Origin of the sequence: Kitasatospora sp. NPDC093550, assembly GCF_044764985.1 — a bacterium.
GTDB lineage: Bacteria > Actinomycetota > Actinomycetes > Streptomycetales > Streptomycetaceae > Kitasatospora.
Genome location: NZ_JBIWJF010000058.1, coordinates 1 through 17,381, shown reverse-complemented (window position 1 = coordinate 17,381; position 17,381 = coordinate 1). Strand labels below are relative to the sequence as shown.

The following is a 17,381-nucleotide window of genomic DNA, read 5'->3' as shown; positions in this document are numbered from 1 at the left end:
GTCGCTGGGTGACGGGGTGCGGCGGGCGCTGGGTCGTGAGCCGAGGGACTTCGCGGACTACGCGCGGGAGGCCGCCGCCTCGGGCGTGTGGAACGGATGAGCGGACTCGTCCCGGAAGGCCGCGAGCGGCCGCCACCGGACGGGCGTCGGAACGGAATCTGAGCGGACTTAGGAGGGTCTGGTCATGTCGGACGGCACAACGGTCTGGTCGAGCGAACAGGGCATCGGCACACTGCCCGCCCACATCAAGGGCTTCGGTCTCATGCACGTGGCGATGCGCCGGGACGCGGCGCGGCTGAGCGCCGTCGCCGCGCGCGGTTCGTCGGGGTCCGGCGCGGGCCTGGCGGACTGGTTCGGGCGGCTGCGCGCGGTGATCGACTGGCACCACCACAGCGAGGACGAGATCCTCTGGCCGTACCTGCGTGGCCGGGTCGCCGGCTTCGACGGCAGCGGGGTCCTGGAGGAGGACCACGAGGCGCTGGACCGGTCGATGCGCCGGGTCGCGGGCGTGCTCGGCTCCGGCCTGCGCGCCGAACTGCCCGAGGCGGCCGAGGGGTTCGAGGCCCTGGTGAGCAAACACCTGGGGCACGAGGAGCCGGTGGTCTTCCCGGCACTGGCCGGCCTGCCGGTGGACGAGTACCTGCGGGTGGAGCGCCGGATCATCCAGAGCGCGCCGACCCAGGTGATGACCTACCTGCAGCCCTGGATGTTCGACGGCGCGGAAGCGGCCGCGGTCCGGGCGGTGTCGGCGACCATCCCGGCCCCCGTGCGGCTGATCGGGCGCACGGTGCTGGAGCGGCGCTACCGGCGCGGCCTGTCGGCGGTGCTCTGAGCGGGTCGGGCCGCAGGCGCGTGAGCCCGGCATCGCGGGCACCGCAAGGCGGGGCGCGTGCCCTCCTGCGGGCGCGGGTTCCGGTTGTCGCGCTTCCGTTGCGCGGTGCACCGCACGGTGGGCGGTGTCGTGTGTACCACGTTCGTCGGCACCGCAGTCCGCGGGCCGGGAGAGTGAAGGGGTCCTGAGATGCGTTCGGATCAGACCGCGGTTCCGCTGTCGTACTCCGCGCCGTCGGCCATCGGAGGTGTGGGGGTGGGGAGTTCGGTGCACGCCATCGGGCAGAACAAGGCGACCGGTCCGCTGCTGGTGGGCGCGACCATCGCGATGGGGCTGATGGCGGGGCTGTTCTTCGCCTTCGACGTGTCGGTCATGCCGGGTCTCGCGGCGGGTGACGACCGGACGTACGTGACGGCGATGCAGCACATCAACAAGTCGATCGAGAACGGGATGTTCGGCCTGGTCTTCGTCGGCGCCTTCGCGGCGACGGGTGTCGCGGCCTGGCTGCTGCACAAGGCGGGCCGGCGGCAGGCGGCGCTGTGGGCCGCGCTGGCGACGGCGCTGTACGTGGTGGCGCTGATCGTCACGATGGGCGTCAACATCCCGCTCAACAACCAGCTGGCGGCGGCCGGTGACCCGTCCCAGATCCAGGACTTCGCGTCCGTACGGGCCCACTTCGCGGACAGCTGGGTGCCGGCCAACATGCTCCGCACCGCGCTGTGCACGGGCGGCCTGCTGGCGCTCACCCGCTCCTTGGTGCTGTTCGGGCGCGCGAGCCGCTGAAACCCGTCCGCGTCGAGCGCAGGTGCCCGTCCGCCAGGTGCGGACGGGCACCTGCGCGTGCGCTTCGGACCTCTGAATCCGCCACGTCCGTACGTCAGTTGCAGCGGCCGCTGCCGCTGTGGCAGGGCGTGTACCCGGAGGGCAGCGGGGGCGGCGGCGCGGGGTGGCCGCGGTCGTAGTCGTGCTGCATCAGCACGCCGATCCCGAACAGCGCGACCACGGCCAGGAGTTGCAGCACGGCCGTGCGGTAGGCCCGGAGCAGGGCGGCGAGCCCGGCCAGGCCGACCGCGACGGCCAGCTGACCCTCGACGAAGGTCCGCCGGGCGCGGTCCAGGCGGTCCGCGACGCCCTCGGCGCCCTGGGCGGCCCAGCCGTCCATCCCGTACGCGAACATCCGGCCCAGGAACACCAGCACCATGACGAGCAGCAGCAGGACGCCGACGGTGAGGTCGGCGGCGGGCGAGGGCGTCGGCCGGCGCAGACGTCGGGCGGGGGCCTTCGGGGCGGCGGCGGGGGGCGGGGAGGCGGGAGGCGTGGGGGCGGTCGGTGCTGGTCCGGGCATGGGGAGAGCCTCGCAGGTCACGCGGTTGTGCGCCTGAGTAGGAGTACTCAGTTCGGCGCCCGTTCCGCCGGTGCGTCCGCTCCGGCCCGGGCCGTCGGGCGGACTGCGGAACCGGGCCGGGTGCGCCGGAGCGTGCGCCGGTGCGCCGGGTCGGTGCGTTCACCCAAGTCACGTGATGAGTCGGCGAGTTGGCGCTGACGAGGGATGTGGTGGAGCATGGGCGGGCCCGGTCTGTTGCGGCGCCCTTGCGCCGCGGCCGCGGCGCCGTACGCGTGCTGGGGGAGGAGGCTGGTCCGGTGAGTCCGGTGGATCGTCCGTTTCTGGTCCGGGGGAAGGCGGTACCCCTGGCCAGGTACCTGGCCGAGGAGGACATCGAGGGTCTGGTGGCCTGCTCGTGCATAGGGAACGAGGTGAGCATCGACCTCGCGGACACCCGGATCCTGGTGAGCCTGGTCGACGTCGCCGACGTGGTGAGGCTCAACTTCGACATGGTCCAGGACGGCCCGGCCAAGCCCCGCTCCTGGTCGCGCCGGCTGCCCGCCGGCACCGGCCCGCGCGAGATCGCGGCCCGGATCGCGCTGGACGTCCGCACCCTGGAGCGCGAGCTGGCACCGCTGCGACGCCGCCCGCCCGCGCTGCCGGAACAGCGCCGACCGGGCTGAGCGCCGGCCCCCGTAGAGTGGCGGCGTGGACAACGATCAACCCCGCGCCGACCACGGTCCGGCCGATGTCGCGCCCGTCGGCGACCCCTTCGCCGACGGACGCAACATGCTCTGGCTCCTGGACGGCTTCGACGCGGAGGACGAGCTCCGCTACTCCCGCGAGCTGGACCGGGAGGAGTACCTGCGGGTCCGCCCCCTCTTCGAGGGCGCGCCCGAGGTCCGGCTCGGCGAGGACGTCTGGATGGTGGCGGGCGACTACCGCGTCCCGCCCCGGCTGCTCGCGCCGCTGGGGGAACTGCTCGGCCCGCCGGCCCCGGTGGACGGCCTGGACCACTTCATCGGCGCCCGCCAGGACTTCCCCGACGGGTGGGAAGGCTGACGGGCCCCGAGGGTCTGAACCGGCTTCCTGATCCGGCGTCCTGGACCGGCGTCCTGAACCGGCGTCCTGAACCGGCGTCCTGAACCGGCGGCCGACGGGGTCTGCGCGTGTCTACGCGGCCGTCGCCCGCGCGGCCGCCCCGGCACGGACCCGCTGGCGCAGGAAGAGCGCGGCCCGGTCCAGGGCCTCGTCCGCCTCGTCGAGCACGCCGGCGAAGGCCTGGAACACGTGCGGTGCGTCGGCGGTCACGTCGAGGACGACGTCCACGCCCGCCGCGCTCGCCCGCGCGGCCAGGCGGGTCGAGTCGTCCAGCAGCACCTCGTTGGCGCCGACCTGGATCAGCATCGGCGGGAGGCCGGTCAGGTCGGCGTGGACGGCCGGGCTGAGCAGCGGGTGGCGCGGGTCGGCGTCGGCGAGGTACATCGCGCCGGTGTGGGCGAGGGCCTCGCGGGTGAAGATCGGGTCGATGCCCTCCTTGGTGTCCATGCTCTCGCCGGTCCGGGTCGCGTCGGCGCTGGGGGAGAAGGCCAGGACCGCGGCGGGCAGCGGGAGGCCCGCGTCCCGGGCGGCGAGGCAGGTGGTGACGGCCAGGCCGCCGCCGGCGGAGTCCCCGGCGAGGACGACGGTGGCCGGGTCCTCGCCGCGGTCGAGCAGGTCGCGGTAGGCGTTCAGGGCGTCGTCCGGCGCGGCCGGGAAGGGGTGTTCGGGGGCGAGCCGGTAGTCGAGCGAGAAGGCCGGCAGGCCGGTCCTGGTCACGAGGTTGCCGGTCAGCGAGAGGGCGGTCTCGGGAGAGCCGAAGACGAAACCGCCGCCGTGGAAGTAGAGGATCGTCCCGCCGCCCGGCCCGTCGGCCTTCCCGCCGCCCGGCCCGTCGCTCTTCCGGCCGTCCTTCCCGCCGTCCGGTCCACCGCCCGTGGGTTCCACGTGCAGGGCGGGCCGGCCGCCAAGGGTGGTCGGCGCGGTGCGGATGCCGCAGGGCACGATCATCCCGGCCATCAACTCCCGGAACCCGGCGCGGATCTCCTCGACCGAGTGGGGGCCTCCGGGGCCGGGGCGGCGGAGGATCTCGTCGACCCGGATGCGCTGTTCCCTGCTCATGGGCACACTCCTGCCACAAGTAGCTTCCCGTACACTATATGCCGTGGAATATACATCGAGCGGTGAGCGTGCCGCAGCAGCCGACCTCCGCGGATTCTTCGACGACCTGGTCCGGTGCGAGACGCGCCTGTACAACGCCCTCAACGACCGCCTGCGCGAGCGGCACGGGATCGTCACCTCGCAGTACGAGTTCCTGAGTTACCTGCGCACCCACCCCGGGTGCCGGGTCGCGGACCTCGCCGCCGAGTTCGCCATCGGCGTCGGGGCGACCAGCAAGGGCATCGACCGCCTGGAGAAGCTGGGATGGGCCGTCCGCCGCCCGAACCCCGCGGACCGCCGGTCCTCCCTGCTGGCCCTGACCGACAGCGGCGCGCAGCTCGTCGAGGAGGCGCGGCGGACCTTCACCGACGGCCTGGCCGAGCTGCTCGGAGGCACCCTCGACGCCTCCGCGCTGTCGGCCGCCGCCCGGGCCCTCGCGGCCCTGCGGTCCGTCCTCGAACGCGACCAGGTCGGCACCCCCACCGGCTGACCGGCCCCAGCCGGCGGCGACCTGGTGGACGTCTGCTGTGACCGGGGCGTCCGGCCGGTGCCGATCGGCGCCGACCCGACCGGCGGGCCGGCCGCCGACGAGAGCCTGTTCCGCGACCTGGACCGGACCGCCGGCCGACTCGCCCTGCTCGGGTCGGCCTGACGGCACCGGATCCGTCCGGCCGCGACTCGCCCGGAGGCTGGCTAGCGCGTGACCAGCCAGGACAGGCCCGCGGTCAGGTTCGCGCGCAGTGCCGGGTCCGCCACGGCCGGGGTGGGGTCGGTGGCGACGGCGATGAGCAGGTGCGGCAGGGTCTTGGGCCCGGTCAGCTTGAGGTCGCCGAGCTCCAGCGCGGTGCGGCCGGTGAGTTGGCGGAGCTCGCGCCCGTCCAGGAACCAGCGCAGGCGGGTGCCGGGCACCGGCAGGTCGACGGTCAGGCGGTCGGCGGCGGTGAGCCGACTGCCGGCGGGGGTGGGGCTGGTGAGCGGGGTGGCGTGGCGGTAGAAGCCGGCGATCATCGCCTCGCGCCCGGGCAGGTTGAACTCGCGGCCGAGCGAGCGCATGATCGAGTTCTCGGTCGGCCGGTACAGCCCGGCCGGGTAGTAGCCGCCGCCCTCGTACGCACCGACCGTCCCGCCGTCCGGGGAGGTCTGACCGAGCCAGCGCGACCACTTGGTGCCCTGCTGCCGCATCCGGTCGGCCGTCAGGGTGCTGATGTTGGCCTCGGCCGGCTCGTCGCCCTGGTACGTCCCCTGGCCGTCGTACGCGTACTCGTCGGCGAGCTTGCCCAGCGAGTGGCCGGTCTCGTGCACCGCGATCTGCCCGGACTTGGCGTTCCCGCCCGCGACCGTGGCGATGCCCTCGTAGCCGAGCGAGGACTTGACGTCGTTGTAGCCGGCACCGCCGTACTTGGCGCTGTTGGCGACCACCAGCACCAGGTCCGCCTGCGGGGCCTTGGCCGCGTACCGTTCGACCGCCTTCTCGTCCACGCAGAGCAGCCGCTCCACGCCGTCGCACCAGAAGTACGAGCCCAGCGCGGTGTGCCGCACCGTCGCCTGGTCCGGATCCCCGGTCACCCCCGACTCCGGTGAAACGGCCGACACGGCCCAGACGTTGAACAGTCCGCGGTAGGTGGCGTACGGCTCGACGGCGGTCACCTCGCGCCACTTCTCGGCCGCGTCGGTGAGGAACTTCTGCTGTTCCTGCGCGGCGTAGCCGTCCCCGATCACCACCACGTCCAGCTTGGTCGCCGGGTCGCCGCCGTGGACCAGCGGCGTCACGTCGCCGTCGCCCTGCAGCGGCGCCACGCCCTGGGGAGGTGCGGCGACGAAGGGGGAGGCGGTGGGGGCCTGGACGCGGGAGATGCTGCCGTCCTCGGCGAAGGCCTCCACCTGGCGGGTGGGCGGTGGGGCCGTGGTCCCGGCCGGGGCGCTCCAGGAGGGGGCGGCCCCGAGGAAGGCCGCGGCGAGAGCGGTGGTGAGCAGGGCGGTGGCGGTTCTGACGGGTATGCGGCGCACGGGTGTGGTCCTCCCCTGATGAGCGGTCTGTGGCTGACCGACCTCCTTCCCCTGTCGAGGACCTGACAATCGTGCGCGACCGCCGCCGGGACACGGTGGAGTCTCGCAACGGCCGAGGGGCCGCCGAACTCGGGGGCCCCTCGGGGTGGTGGGTTGACGGCCCGTAGGCCGGGTGTCAGGCGTCAGGCGTCACGCGTTGGCGCAGACGACGTAGACGCTGATGCCCACGGAGTCGTAGCCGGGCTGGTGGCCGAGACCGATCCAGCCGGTGCCGCTGTCGGTCGGGAAGCTGCCGTTGAGCACCGAGTTGACGCCCTGGGCCTCGGCGCCACCGCCGATGGCCCGCTTGCCGCTCGGGCAGTTGACGGTCCGGCGCTGGAAGTTGCCCACGTTGGCATTGGCCAGCTTGACGATCTGGTAGCCGTCCACGGACTGGCCGGAGGCGGGCTGCGCGCCCTGCTGGGCGGAGGCGGTGTCGGCCTGCGCCGTCCAGCCCACACCGGCGGCCAGCGCCAGCGTGATCGCGCAGGCGCCGAGGACGAGCTTGCTTCGCGTCATTGCGTCGTCTCCTTGACGGATCCGGCGAACCCCGTGAGTCGGGTGTCGCTCGACGCCAGTACATCGGCCGCAGGCGAACGGTAGGGGGCCCCGACCGTTAAACCCCACCTTTGATGGAATACGAAGCATTTTCCGGAATGCCGGGCGCTGCCCGCGAATCACCGTCCGCCGCCCGGCGCAGTGAACACCTTGCTGTGCATCGTTCCCGTCCTCTCCTGACGGTCGCTGTTCCCGCCGTCACAGTTCCGGTCAGCCGTCCGCGCGAGGGGTGTCTCGCCGAACGCCGGGCCGCCGGACGTCGCTCGTCCTGCCGGGAGAGCGCTCGGCCGGCTCGGGGACGTGGTCGGCGGCCCAGCTGGCCAGGATGCGCAGCGCGTCTTCGGAGTCGCTGCCCGGCTCGGCGCCGTAGGTGAACAGGATGAGGCCGTCGGCGGGCAGGTCGAGGGACTCGTAGGCGAGGTGCAGGGTGCCGACCACGGGGTGGTGGATGGCTTTGGCGCCCTGGTGGTACTGGCGGACGTCGTGGCCGGCCCAGCGGGTACGGAAATCGTCGCTGCGGGTGGACAGCTCGCCGATGAGGTCGGTGAGGTCCTTGTCGTAGGGGTCGCGGCCCGCCTGGGCGTGCAGGAGGGCGACCAGGTTGTCGGCGGCGCTCTCCCAGTCGCCCCAGAACTGGCGGGAGCGGGGGTCCAGGAATATGAACCGGCCGTGGTTGGGGGTGGCTCCCCCGGCGGCTTCGATCATGGGGGCGTACAGGGCGCGGCCGAGGCTGTTGGCCGCCAGGACGTCACCACGGCCGTTCAGGACGAACGCCGGGCAGGCCATGGAGTCCAGGAGACGCCGCAGGTTCGGCCGCACCGAGGCGGCGGCCGGCCGGCGTCGGCGTCCCGGACCGGCGGCGCGGGCAAGATCCTCCAGATGGGTGCGGTCGTCCTCGCTCAGCCGCAGCGCCCGAGCGAGGGCGTCAAGGACCTGGCCCGACACTCCGGACAGGTCACCGCGCTCCAACCGCGCGTAGTACTCGACGCTCACCCCGGCGAGCAGTGCGACCTCGGCGCGCCGCAGTCCCGGCACCCGACGGGGGCCATGGGCGGGCAGCCCCACCTGCTGCGGGCTGATCCTGGCGCGGCGGGAGGTCAGGAACTCCCGGGTCTCGGCTGCATTGTCCACGGTTTCCAGGTTAGGACGAGATCCCGGAGCCACTCCGGAAGGAGGGGTGCCCTGCCAGTACACCCTTCATCAGTGGCTTCTCCCCGACCCGAAAGTTACGTTCTCCTAGCAGAAGGAAATACCAGACGATCTCACCACGAAAGAGAAAGAGATACTGTCATGGCGGATATTTCGGAGATGGTCAAGGGGCTGGCGAAGGGCCTCAGCAGCCCGGTGCGCACGCCGATCCTGCACACGCCGGACGAGTACGGGATGGCGTACGAGGACGTCACGTTCCCGTCCCTGGACGGCACCCCGCTGGAGGCGTGGTGGATCCCCCGCCCGGGCTCGGACAAGCTGATCATCGCCAACCACCCGATGCCCATGAACCGCTACGGCTTCCCCTCGCACCTGCCCCCGTGGCAGTTCGTCCCCGGCAACACCATCGAGGTCAACTACATGCGGGAGTACCGGCACCTGCATGAGGCCGGCTACAACGTGCTGACCTACGACGCACGCAACCACGGCCAGAGCGGCGACGCCAACGGCTTCATCTTCACCTGGGGCCGGTTCGAGTCCCGCGACGTGGCCGGCTCGCTGCGGTACGCCAGATCCCGACCCGACACGGCCACCATGAAGCTCGGCCTGCTCAGCCGCTGCATGGGCGCCAACGCCACGTTCATGGCGATGACCCGGCATCCGGAGCTCTTCGCGGACGTGCACGCCCTGGTCGCCATCCAGCCGATCTCGATGCGCGCGATGGTCGAGCGCAACCTCGAGGCGATGGGGATCGCGGACCAGTTCGAAGCCGTCGACCGGGAGGTGGAACTGAACCTCAGCTTCACCATCGACGAGGTGTCGCCGATCGAGTACGCCAAGAACTGCCAGGTGCCCACCTTCATCACCCAGGTGCACGATGACGCACTGACCAAGCCCTCCGACGTGCAGGCGATCTTCGACGCCGTCGCCGCAAGCGACAAGAAGCTGTTCTGGATCGAGGGCAGCACCCGCCGCTGGGACGGCTACAACTACTTCTCCGAGCACCCCGAGCAGCTGGTCGAGTGGTTCGACAAGCACGTGAACTGAACCCATGTCGCCCTCGGGCCGTTCGACGGCCCGAGGGCGACGTACAACGGCGCAAGTCTCCATCACCGCTACCGGAGCGACAAGCATCCCCGGCTTCGCGCGACCAAGCGCCTGGAGGGCTCCTGCGCGGACACCACGTCCCTGCGCGCCGTCGCCGGGATCGGAACACCGTGGCTGTTCTGCGAACACGGCCACCGCGAGTTGATCCGGGACACCCACTGCGACAGCCCGCACACCCCCCGGATCCTCAGGAACCACGGAATCACCCTCGCCGGCCCCCGGTGGCCTCGTCGACGTGGGCAGGCAGCGCTCGGACCGTCAACCGTTGCTCCGCGTCCATCTCTCCCGCCGGCCACTTCCGGTTCACCCTGCACAGCGGGTCGAACCCACCCGACACGCAGTCAAGATCGCTTGTCGCAGGCCAAAGAGTCACAGAACGCCGTCTGAGGGAGTGGTCGGGGGTGCGAACAGGGCCTGGACGGTTTCGGTGGCCGTGTCGCGGAGCCAGCTGTGGGCGCGGTCGTCGTCGTAGCGCTGGTGCCACAGCAGGTACAGCGGGACGTCGGGCAGCGGGAGCGGCGGTGGGAGGGTGACCAGGCCGAGTCGCTCCCGGGCCGCGCGGGTGACCGCGTCGGGGAGGGTGACGACCAGGTCGGTGTCGAGGGCGAGTTGCAGGGCGAACGCGGCGGTGGGCCCGGCGGCGACGACGTGTCGTCCGAGCCCACGGGTGGTCAGGGCGTCGTCGATCGGGTCGCGCAGGCTTCCGCGTCGCGACACGGTGACGTGTTCGGCGGCTGCGTAGCGCTCGATGCTCAGCGGGCCTCCGGTGAGCGGGTGGCCCGGTCGTACGGCGACGACCAGCCGGTCGCTGCCGACGAGGCGGTGACGGATGTCGGGGAGCGTGGGGGCGCTGGAGCTCGATTCGAGGTCGACCTCACCCCGGCGCAACTCGGCGTCGTCCGTCCCGGGTTCGGCGGACAGGCGCAGCCGGACGCCGGGGGCCCGGCGGTGGACGGCGGTGATCAGCGCGGTGCCGCAGGCGGCGGTCAGGGCGTCGTGCCAGCGCACGGTGAACACCCGGTCGAGCGCTGTCAGGTCGAGTTCCTGCTGAGCGGAGAGCAGGTGGTGGGCCTGCTGGACGAGGGCGTGGACCTGGGCGCGCATGGCCAGTGCGCGGGTGGTGGGGACCATGTTGCGGCCGGTGCGGACCAGGATCTGGTCTCCGGTGGCCTTGCGGATACGGCCCAGGGAGCGGCTCATCGCCGGTGAGGTGACGTGGAGGCGTGCTGCGGCGCCGGCGACGCTGCCCTCTTCCAACAGGGCGTCCAGGGCGGTGAGCAGGTTCAGATCCAATTGCATGTCAGTAACTCTACAAGTGAAGAGCATGCACTTGTTGTTAACAACCGCGGCCCCTACCTTCGAAGTGCAGGCGCGAGACGAAGCCGCCGGCACACATCGAATCCAGGGAGCCCGCCATGAGCACCACCATGCCTTTCGCCGCCGACACGACGCTCCTGTCCGAGGTGACCGCCGCGGTGAAGACCGCCGGCCTCACGCTGCGCGAGCGCCACACCGCGCACGCCCGGGGCGTGAGCCTGTACGAGGTCGTCGCCGAGATCCACGCCAACGACGACGCGGTCCTGGCGGTGCTGCGGGAGCCGCTGCTGCGGGCCCGGCCCGGATCGCAGTGGGCCGAGGACGAGCTGGCCGGTGGTGCGCTCCCGTCCGGGGAGTGGTGGGTCGTCGACCCCGCCGAAGGCAACATCAACCACGTCCACGGCATGGAGGACTGGGCCGTGACCGCCACCCTGGTCCGCGACAACCGGCCGGTGCTCACCGTCGTCCACCTGCCGCTGACCGGGGACACCTACACCGCCGTCGCCGGCGGAGGCACCCGCCTCAACGACCGGCCCCTGACGGTGTCCGCCAAGACCGACCTGGGCGCCGCGCTCGTCGGCACCGGCCAGGCCAGGCCCGGCGAGGACGAGCGCACCTTCCGGCGGATCGGCGACTCCGTCACCGCCATGCTCATCCACGGCCTGGTCGTGCGCGTGTCCGTGCCCGCCACGATGCAGCTCATCCACGTCGCCGCCGGACGCACCGACGCCTTCTGGCAGTTCTCCGACGTGCGCTCCGGACTGGTCGCCGGTGCGCTGCTGGTCTCAGAGGCCGGAGGCACCGTCACCGACCTGGCGGGCGAGCCCTGGAACACGGGCAGCCGCGACTTCCTGGCCGCCGCCCCCGGCATCCACACCGCCGCCCTCGAGGTCCTGTCACCGATCGCCTGACCGGACACCTCCGCACCGCCCACCCGCACCGCCCACCCCCCCACCCCCCACCGCCCGCCCCACACCGCAAGGAGCATCACCTCATGACCAGCATCGGCATCCTGGGCGCCGGCCGCGTCGGCGCCAACCTCGCCGGCAAGCTCTCCGCAGCCGGACACCGGGTCACCCTCGGTGTCCGGAACCCGGAGGAGGCCGCCGCACCGGCGATCGGCACCGCCCCGCAGATCGCCTTCGCCGACCAGCGCACCACCGCCCGTACCGCGGACGTCGTGATCAACGCGACGCCCGGCGACACCTCCCTGGACCGCCTGACCGCCCTGCGCGCCGAGCTCTCCGGAAAACTCCTCGTCGACGTCTCCAACGCCACCCGCGACGCCGCCGACGGTCTGCCCGGCGAGTTGTGCTACCCCGGCAGCAGCCTCGCCGAGCGACTCCAGGCCGCCCTCCCCGACACCCGTGTGGTCAAGACCCTCAACACCATGCTGTTCATGGTCATGACCGATCCCGAGACCCTGACCACCCCACCGACCGCCTACCTCTCGGGCGACGACCAGAACGCGAAGAAGACCGTCACCGGCCTCCTCGGCGACCTGGGCTGGCACCCCGCATGGATCGAGGACCTCGGCGGTATCACCACCGCCCGCGCCACCGAGGCCATGATCCTCGTGGTTCCCCACATCCTGCGCCGCCACGGCTTCACGCCCTTCGCGGTCTCCCTCGCCCGCTGACCCGTCAGGACCGATCGGTTCGCGCCCGTCCCCTCCCCCAGGACGGCTCTCGGGACAGGTCGTGGCCGGAGTGGCCGGTCGTGGGCCGTGGTGGCCGGTGGTGGTCGGTCAGCGGTGGTGGACCGGCTCGACGGGAAGACCGCTGGGTATAGTGCAGGCGTTTCAGGGGGCCGACGGCGGCCGGGAGTTCGCCGACGTGACGTGCCAGCGTGCACCGCGCACCGCGCACCGCGCACCGCGCGTCCGCGGACGTCCAGGACGCTGCGGGATCCCCGATGACCACATCGCTTAGGAGGGCATCCCATGGAATCGGTCACGCTGATCACCGGTGGCTCGACCGGAATCGGCGCCGCCACCGCCCGCGCCCTGCTCAAGCAGGGCCACCGTGTGGCCGTCACCGGACGTGACGCCGACAAGCTGGCCGCCTTCGCCGCATCGGCCGGAGCGGGGGAGCGGCTGCTGACGATCACCGGCGACACCAGCGACGAGCACGACGTCGCCTCCGCCGTGCGTCGCGTGGTGGACGTGTGGGGCCGACTGGACAACGTCATCGCCAACGCCGGCTTCTCACTGCCCGGCAACCTGGAGAGCCACGCCCCCGAGGACATGCGCGCCATGGTCCTCACCAACGTCCTGGGTCCGGCGCTGCTGGTGCGGGAGACCCTGCCGCACCTCAGGGAGTCCAAGGGCCGGATCGTGGTCATCGGTTCGGTCGCCGGGGTGCGCAACACGCCCGGCAACCTGTACTCGGTCACCAAGTGGGCCGCGCACGCGCTGGCCGAGAACACCCGGCTGCTGGTCGGCAAGGACGGGGTCGGCGTGACCGTCGTCGCCCCCGGGGTGGTGGACACCCCGTTCTGGAGCGAGCGCGGCGGCACCCCCGACGCCTCGCCGACGATGACCCCCGAGCAGATCGCGGACACGATCGCCTTCGCCGTCAACCAGCCCGCAGGCGTGGACATCAACCACATCACCGTGCGCCCGACCGGCCAGCTCGGCTGACGCAGCGCCCACCGACGACCGTACGACAAAGCCGGCTTCGGCCCCCGACGCGTAGCCCGCGGCGGGGGCCGAAGGCGTGCGGGCCGGGAGCGAGCGTCCGCCGGCCCGGATCGCCATCACGGACCACTGTCCGCACGTCTTGCCGGGGATCCGCGTCGCCATGGACCTGGGCATCGGAGTGAACGTGGACGCCGTCCTGCCGAGGACGGCATCCTCTCGGGACCCGGGGGTGCTGGACAGGCCGCCATGACAGGGAGCTACACACCGCAGGACTTGGCCCAGGACCGGTTCTCACCTCATGCGGCTCTGCGAGGTTCAGTCACGGGGCCACCGTCAGAGCTCCGACACGACCGTCGCGGCGATGGCCGCCGTGATCAGCCAGGCCAGGATCGCCAGGGTCAACGTCACGGCGAACGACCACTGGCACGCGATGAGAACGACACAACCCGTGCCCGTCGCGATGACGGTCGGAACGGCGATGAGCAGCACGCTTCCCCACGCCCACCGGTCCGCCGTGCCCAACCGGTACGCGACCAAGCTCGTGCCGGCGCCGATCAGCAGGGCGATCTCGAGCACGTCCCACCACGGAATGTTCCGCTGGTCAGCCTGGTGCCCGTGGTAGACGACCCGGACCACCGAATCCTTCCAGACCATCAGATCGACGGTCGTGCCGACCTCGACGTCCCAGTAGAAGGCCCTGCTCACGTCGTACTCGTCGGTGGGAGCCGTCTCGCGGGAGATGGTCAGCAGGTAGGTGACCGAATCGTCGTCGGAGCTGACGGACTTCTTCGTCACCCGCCCGCTCTCCTGCCGTATGCACGGCACCACGTCGCCGGCCGCCGGCGTCCCGCAAAGCGGCGCTGACCGGTAGGCGCCCGACGCCTCGAAGGTGTCGACGAAACGGACGAAGCCGAGCCCCACGGTCGACAGGCCTATGACGACCAGTAAGGCCCGCCACGCCAGCCGGAAGGCCGGCGGCACCTTCCGCCGCTGCTTCGGCTTGCTCAGGTTGCCCGTCCAGGCATCCGTCACGTCCTCCATCGCATCCTCCCCGCCCTGCCCGGCTCGCGTCCCGTTGATCTTCCGGGTGTAGTCGGATGATGCCAGGCGGCCGGGCGTTGTGGGGGGAACTGGTCCTGGCTGTAACGGACTTGTGCCGGTACGGACCGACCGGACACGCGAAGAGCCGGGAGCGCCGCCCGTGGTGAATGGCGGCGGTGAATTCCCGGCTCGTTTCACGGTTTTGTTCTGTTTTTTATTGGTGGTTGTTGGTGGTGGTGAGGTGGTGGTGGAGGTTGGTGAGGGCGTGTTGGGTGGCGGTGGTGTGTTTGGTGGTGAGGTTGGTGAGGTGGTGGAGGAGTTTGGGCCAGTGGTGGGGGGTGGTGGTGAAGGTGATGGTGAGTTGGGTGTGGGTGGTGTTGTGGGGTTGGGGGTGGGGGGTGAGGGTGTAGGTGGTGGTGCCGTGGAAGTGGCCGGTGTGGGTTTGGGTGAGGGTGTGGTGGGGGGTGATGTGGGTGGTGGTGCTGGTGAAGTGGAGTTTGGGGCCGGGTTTTCCTATGCCGTTGGGGTGGATGGTGGTGTGGGTGGTGCCGCCGGTGTGGTGGGGGGGTGTGGGGCCGGGTTGGTGGGTGTTGTGGGGGTGCCACCAGGTGGTTTTGCCGTTGAGTTCGTTGATGATGGCGTTCCAGACGGTGTGGGGTGGGTGGGGGAGGATGGTGTGGTCGGTGTGGTGGATGGCGTGCATGGTTTTCCTTTCGGGGTTTTCCGGGTGGGGGCTTTTTCGGGTGGGGTGGTTGTGGTGTGTGGGTGGGTTTTTTGGTGTTAGGGGAAGATGTTTTGGTTGGGGGTGAGGGTGTGGTGGGGGTCGTGTTGGTTTTTGGTGGTGGTGAGGTTGGTCCATTGGGGGCCGTAGTGGGTTTGCCAGTCGGTGGGGGTCATGTGGGGGATGGCGCCGACGAGGTAGCGTTTGGCGCCGAGTTGGGTGGCGCGGTTGTAGAGGTTGCGGTTGCGGGTGAGGGCGGGGGTGGGGTTGGTGTCGGGGTGGGGGAAGGTGAGGAGGTCGAAGAGGTAGGCGGTGGGTTCGCCTGGGGTGATGGCGTAGGGGTGGGTGAGTTTGTCGGTGTGGAAGGGGTAGCAGAGGAGGAGGCCTTGGCCGATGTCGTCGGGGGTGAGTTGGGGGAGGGTTTCGGTGAGGAAGGTTTTGGTCTGGGTGGCGGGGAGGAAGAGGGAGAGCCAGGGTTTGGGGGCGTTCCAGTAGCCGAGGTTTTTGATGGTGTCGGCGAAGGTGTCGGCGCGGTAGGTGTATTCGCGGTAGGTGGTGTCGGTGATGGTGGTTTCGTTGGGGTTGGGGTTGAGGCCGGTGAGGAGGGGGGTGGGGTTGGGGGGTGTGGTGCCGTTGTAGTGGGCGACGGCTTCGATTTTGTAGCGGGGGGGTTGGTTGTTGGGTTGGATGAGGATTTCGCCGACTTGGGAGGGGAAGCGGCCGTCGTTGAGGAGGGTTTGTTGGTCGGTGAGGAAGGTGGTGAGGTCGTTGTAGTAGAGGGTGAAGACGCGGGCGTTCTGGGGGGCGGGGATGAGTTTGAGGGTGGCGCGGGTGATGATGCCGAATTGGCCGGCGCCGGCGAGGGCGGCGTGGAAGAGGTCGGTGTTGTGGGTGGGGGTGGCGGTGAGGATGCGGCCGTTGCCGGTGACGATTTCGATGGCTTCGACGGTGTCGGCTTGGAGGCCGTGTTTGTGGACGGTGGAGCCGATGCCGCCGACGCTGATGGTGCCGCCGATGGAGAGGTGGAGGTAGTCGGTGAGGCAGGGGGGTGTGAGGCCTTGGGCGAGGGCGGCGTCGGTGAGTTGGGCCCAGGTGACGCCGGTGTCGACGGTGGCGTTGGTGGGGGTGATGGTGTGGATTCGGTTGAGGGCGCGGGCGTTGATGCTGATGCCGCCGGGGGCGCCGGCTTGGCCGTAGTTGGAGTGTGATTCGAGGTCGTTTCCGGTGCCGCTCTGGCCGTTCATGGCGACTTTGAGGTTGTGGCGGTTGGCGTAGTTGATGATGGTGGCGATGTCCTGGGCGCCGGCGGGGTTGAGGACGGCGTGGGGGGTGGTGGTGGTGAGGCGTCCGAAGTCCTGGGCGAAGGCGGCGCGGGTGGCGGGTGCGGTGGTGAGGGTGCCTTGGAGGGTGGGGGCGGGGGAGATGCGTCCGGTGGGGGTGTCGTGGGTGGTGGCCCAGGTGCGGGTGGTGGTGTTGTAGCCGATGACGGTGGCGGCGGCGCCGGTGAGCAGGGCGCGCCTGGTGAGGTGTGGGTGGTTCATGGGGTGGTGTCTCCCTGTTCGGGGGTGGTGGGTGGTCGGGGTGCTGTGGTCGTGCGGGGTTCACGTCCTAGGGTCGTTCGGTCATGTGAGTGCTGTGGTGGTGTGGGTGGTGCGGGGGTGGTGGGTGGGGTTGTGTCCGGGTGTGGGGGTGGCCCGCGGGCCCCGGGGGGTCGGGGGCGGGCGTCCGGGGGCCGGCGTGGTCGGGGGTCACGGCCCGGGCCCGGGGGTGGGCTGGGTGGGGGTGGGCCGTGGTGGCCGGTGGGGTGTGGAGTTGTGGGTGCCGGCGGGTGGGCCGGTGCGGGGTGTGTGGTCCCGGTGGCCCGGTCGGGTTCGTAACCGGCGTGTGGTGCCTGGCACGTGGCCGGTGCGGTGTCGTAACCGGGGCTCGTGACTGGCCGTTGGCCGGTCGGGGTGGTGGCCGGGGTGTCGTGCGCGGTGCCTGGCCTTTCCGGGTGGTAACCGGCGGCTCGTGCCTGGCCGTTGGCTGGTCGGGGTGGTAACCGGCGGCTCTGGACTGGCAGTTGGCTGGTCGCGGTGGTGGCCGGGGTGTGGTGCGTGGTGTGTGGCCTGGCGGGGCCGTGACCGGCTTGTGGTGTCTGGCGGTTGGCCTGTCGGGGTGGTGGCCGGGGTGTGGTGCGCGGTGCCTGTCCTGTCTGGGTGGTAATCGGCGGCTCGTGCCCGGCAGTTGGCCGGTGCGGGGCCGTGACCGGCCGCTCGTGCCTGGCAGTTGGCCTGTCGGGGTGGTGGCCGGGGTGTGGTGCGTGGTGCGTGGCCTGGCGGGGCCGTGACCGGCGGCTCGTGCCTGGCACTTGGCCGGTGCGGGGCCGTGACCGGCCGCTCGTGCCTGGCGGTTGGCCTGTCGGGGTGGTGGCCGGGGTGTGGTGCGCGGTGCCTGTCCTGTCTGG

General features: G+C 71.3%; 19 protein-coding genes and 1 pseudogene. 11 read left to right on the top strand and 9 right to left on the bottom strand.

Annotated elements, in window-relative coordinates:
* From ACIRD3_RS39890 to ACIRD3_RS39880, 3 genes and pseudogenes are all read left to right on the top strand, one after another.
* Nucleotides 1–100: pseudogene (locus ACIRD3_RS39890) on the top strand (NmrA family transcriptional regulator); the annotation flags it as partial.
* An 84-nt stretch (nt 101–184) separates the two neighbouring features.
* Entirely contained in the window at nt 185–832 is a 648-nt protein-coding gene (locus ACIRD3_RS39885) for a hemerythrin domain-containing protein (protein WP_402226918.1), read from the top strand.
* A 189-nt stretch (nt 833–1,021) separates the two neighbouring features.
* Complete coding sequence (locus ACIRD3_RS39880; RefSeq protein WP_402226915.1) at nt 1,022–1,615, top strand: DUF1772 domain-containing protein; 594 nt, start codon at nt 1,022–1,024, stop codon at nt 1,613–1,615.
* A 94-nt stretch (nt 1,616–1,709) separates the two neighbouring features.
* On the opposite strand, the gene ACIRD3_RS39875 is transcribed toward ACIRD3_RS39880, so the two are convergent.
* Nucleotides 1,710–2,177, bottom strand: coding sequence for a DUF6234 family protein (locus ACIRD3_RS39875; RefSeq protein ID WP_402226912.1), 468 nt, complete (start codon nt 2,175–2,177; stop codon nt 1,710–1,712).
* Nucleotides 2,178–2,482: 305 nt separating this feature from the next.
* On the opposite strand from ACIRD3_RS39875, the gene ACIRD3_RS39870 reads away from it, so the two are divergent.
* Together ACIRD3_RS39870 and ACIRD3_RS39865 are read left to right on the top strand one after the other, a co-directional pair.
* Nucleotides 2,483–2,839: a hypothetical protein gene (locus tag ACIRD3_RS39870; protein ID WP_402226910.1), complete on the top strand. Its 357-nt coding sequence runs from the start codon at nt 2,483–2,485 to the stop codon at nt 2,837–2,839.
* Nucleotides 2,840–2,864: 25 nt separating this feature from the next.
* Entirely contained in the window at nt 2,865–3,218 is a 354-nt protein-coding gene (locus ACIRD3_RS39865; protein ID WP_402226907.1) for a hypothetical protein, read from the top strand.
* A 111-nt stretch (nt 3,219–3,329) separates the two neighbouring features.
* On the opposite strand, the gene ACIRD3_RS39860 is transcribed toward ACIRD3_RS39865, so the two are convergent.
* The gene (locus ACIRD3_RS39860; protein ID WP_402226905.1) at nt 3,330–4,316 is read right to left on the bottom strand and encodes an alpha/beta hydrolase; all 987 of its coding nucleotides are present in this window, start codon (nt 4,314–4,316) and stop codon (nt 3,330–3,332) included.
* Nucleotides 4,317–4,359: 43 nt separating this feature from the next.
* On the opposite strand from ACIRD3_RS39860, the gene ACIRD3_RS39855 reads away from it, so the two are divergent.
* Both ACIRD3_RS39855 and ACIRD3_RS39850 read left to right on the top strand, forming a co-directional pair.
* Nucleotides 4,360–4,845: a MarR family winged helix-turn-helix transcriptional regulator gene (locus ACIRD3_RS39855; protein WP_402226902.1), complete on the top strand. Its 486-nt coding sequence runs from the start codon at nt 4,360–4,362 to the stop codon at nt 4,843–4,845.
* Between the two features lie 24 nt (nt 4,846–4,869).
* Nucleotides 4,870–5,007 (top strand): hypothetical protein, encoded by a 138-nt coding sequence (locus ACIRD3_RS39850; RefSeq protein ID WP_402226899.1) that lies wholly within the window; start codon nt 4,870–4,872, stop codon nt 5,005–5,007.
* Between the two features lie 41 nt (nt 5,008–5,048).
* On the opposite strand, the gene ACIRD3_RS39845 is transcribed toward ACIRD3_RS39850, so the two are convergent.
* The 3 genes from ACIRD3_RS39845 to ACIRD3_RS39835 all read right to left on the bottom strand — a co-directional run bounded on the left by ACIRD3_RS39845 (nt 5,049) and on the right by ACIRD3_RS39835 (nt 8,090).
* Nucleotides 5,049–6,362: a M64 family metallopeptidase gene (locus tag ACIRD3_RS39845; protein WP_402226896.1), complete on the bottom strand. Its 1,314-nt coding sequence runs from the start codon at nt 6,360–6,362 to the stop codon at nt 5,049–5,051.
* A 189-nt stretch (nt 6,363–6,551) separates the two neighbouring features.
* A complete protein-coding gene (locus ACIRD3_RS39840; RefSeq protein ID WP_402226893.1) occupies nt 6,552–6,920 on the bottom strand; it encodes a hypothetical protein in 369 nt (122 codons plus the stop codon).
* Nucleotides 6,921–7,169: 249 nt separating this feature from the next.
* Nucleotides 7,170–8,090 carry a helix-turn-helix domain-containing protein gene (locus ACIRD3_RS39835; protein WP_402226890.1) on the bottom strand — a complete coding sequence of 307 codons (921 nt, stop codon included), beginning with the start codon at nt 8,088–8,090 and terminating at the stop codon, nt 7,170–7,172.
* Between the two features lie 159 nt (nt 8,091–8,249).
* Here ACIRD3_RS39835 and ACIRD3_RS39830 point away from each other — a divergent pair, with 159 nt between their 5' ends.
* Nucleotides 8,250–9,155 (top strand): alpha/beta hydrolase family protein, encoded by a 906-nt coding sequence (locus tag ACIRD3_RS39830; protein WP_402226888.1) that lies wholly within the window; start codon nt 8,250–8,252, stop codon nt 9,153–9,155.
* A 429-nt stretch (nt 9,156–9,584) separates the two neighbouring features.
* On the opposite strand, the gene ACIRD3_RS39825 is transcribed toward ACIRD3_RS39830, so the two are convergent.
* Nucleotides 9,585–10,514, bottom strand: coding sequence for a LysR substrate-binding domain-containing protein (locus tag ACIRD3_RS39825; protein WP_402226885.1), 930 nt, complete (start codon nt 10,512–10,514; stop codon nt 9,585–9,587).
* Between the two features lie 116 nt (nt 10,515–10,630).
* On the opposite strand from ACIRD3_RS39825, the gene ACIRD3_RS39820 reads away from it, so the two are divergent.
* From ACIRD3_RS39820 to ACIRD3_RS39810, 3 genes are all read left to right on the top strand, one after another.
* Complete coding sequence (locus ACIRD3_RS39820) at nt 10,631–11,443, top strand: inositol monophosphatase family protein (RefSeq protein WP_402226882.1); 813 nt, start codon at nt 10,631–10,633, stop codon at nt 11,441–11,443.
* Nucleotides 11,444–11,526: 83 nt separating this feature from the next.
* Nucleotides 11,527–12,171, top strand: a complete 645-nt coding sequence (locus ACIRD3_RS39815; RefSeq protein ID WP_402226879.1) for an NADPH-dependent F420 reductase — start codon at nt 11,527–11,529, stop codon at nt 12,169–12,171.
* 303 nt (nt 12,172–12,474) lie between these two features.
* Nucleotides 12,475–13,173, top strand: a complete 699-nt coding sequence (locus ACIRD3_RS39810) for an SDR family oxidoreductase (protein WP_402226877.1) — start codon at nt 12,475–12,477, stop codon at nt 13,171–13,173.
* A gap of 333 nt (nt 13,174–13,506) precedes the next feature.
* On the opposite strand, the gene ACIRD3_RS39805 is transcribed toward ACIRD3_RS39810, so the two are convergent.
* The 3 genes from ACIRD3_RS39805 to ACIRD3_RS39795 form a co-directional block, all read right to left on the bottom strand.
* Nucleotides 13,507–14,214, bottom strand: a complete 708-nt coding sequence (locus ACIRD3_RS39805) for a hypothetical protein (protein WP_402226874.1) — start codon at nt 14,212–14,214, stop codon at nt 13,507–13,509.
* Nucleotides 14,215–14,428: 214 nt separating this feature from the next.
* Nucleotides 14,429–14,917, bottom strand: a complete 489-nt coding sequence (locus ACIRD3_RS39800) for a hypothetical protein (RefSeq protein WP_402226871.1) — start codon at nt 14,915–14,917, stop codon at nt 14,429–14,431.
* Between the two features lie 77 nt (nt 14,918–14,994).
* Complete coding sequence (locus ACIRD3_RS39795; protein WP_402226869.1) at nt 14,995–16,476, bottom strand: FAD-binding protein; 1,482 nt, start codon at nt 16,474–16,476, stop codon at nt 14,995–14,997.
* Between the last annotated feature and the right edge of the window lie 905 nt (nt 16,477–17,381).

What these genes read in the sequence shown, in the direction of transcription:
- ACIRD3_RS39885 (WP_402226918.1), top strand. Translation starts at nt 185, where the DNA reads ATGTCGGACGGCACAACGGTCTGGTCGAGCGAACAGGGCATCGGCACA.
- ACIRD3_RS39880 (WP_402226915.1), top strand. Translation starts at nt 1,022, where the DNA reads ATGCGTTCGGATCAGACCGCGGTTCCGCTGTCGTACTCCGCGCCGTCG.
- ACIRD3_RS39875 (WP_402226912.1), bottom strand. Translation starts at nt 2,177, where the DNA reads ATGCCCGGACCAGCACCGACCGCCCCCACGCCTCCCGCCTCCCCGCCC.
- ACIRD3_RS39860 (WP_402226905.1), bottom strand. Translation starts at nt 4,316, where the DNA reads ATGAGCAGGGAACAGCGCATCCGGGTCGACGAGATCCTCCGCCGCCCC.
- ACIRD3_RS39840 (WP_402226893.1), bottom strand. Translation starts at nt 6,920, where the DNA reads ATGACGCGAAGCAAGCTCGTCCTCGGCGCCTGCGCGATCACGCTGGCG.
- ACIRD3_RS39830 (WP_402226888.1), top strand. Translation starts at nt 8,250, where the DNA reads ATGGCGGATATTTCGGAGATGGTCAAGGGGCTGGCGAAGGGCCTCAGC.
- ACIRD3_RS39825 (WP_402226885.1), bottom strand. Translation starts at nt 10,514, where the DNA reads ATGCAATTGGATCTGAACCTGCTCACCGCCCTGGACGCCCTGTTGGAA.
- ACIRD3_RS39820 (WP_402226882.1), top strand. Translation starts at nt 10,631, where the DNA reads ATGAGCACCACCATGCCTTTCGCCGCCGACACGACGCTCCTGTCCGAG.
- ACIRD3_RS39815 (WP_402226879.1), top strand. Translation starts at nt 11,527, where the DNA reads ATGACCAGCATCGGCATCCTGGGCGCCGGCCGCGTCGGCGCCAACCTC.
- ACIRD3_RS39810 (WP_402226877.1), top strand. Translation starts at nt 12,475, where the DNA reads ATGGAATCGGTCACGCTGATCACCGGTGGCTCGACCGGAATCGGCGCC.
- ACIRD3_RS39805 (WP_402226874.1), bottom strand. Translation starts at nt 14,214, where the DNA reads ATGGAGGACGTGACGGATGCCTGGACGGGCAACCTGAGCAAGCCGAAG.
- ACIRD3_RS39800 (WP_402226871.1), bottom strand. Translation starts at nt 14,917, where the DNA reads ATGCACGCCATCCACCACACCGACCACACCATCCTCCCCCACCCACCC.
- ACIRD3_RS39795 (WP_402226869.1), bottom strand. Translation starts at nt 16,476, where the DNA reads ATGAACCACCCACACCTCACCAGGCGCGCCCTGCTCACCGGCGCCGCC.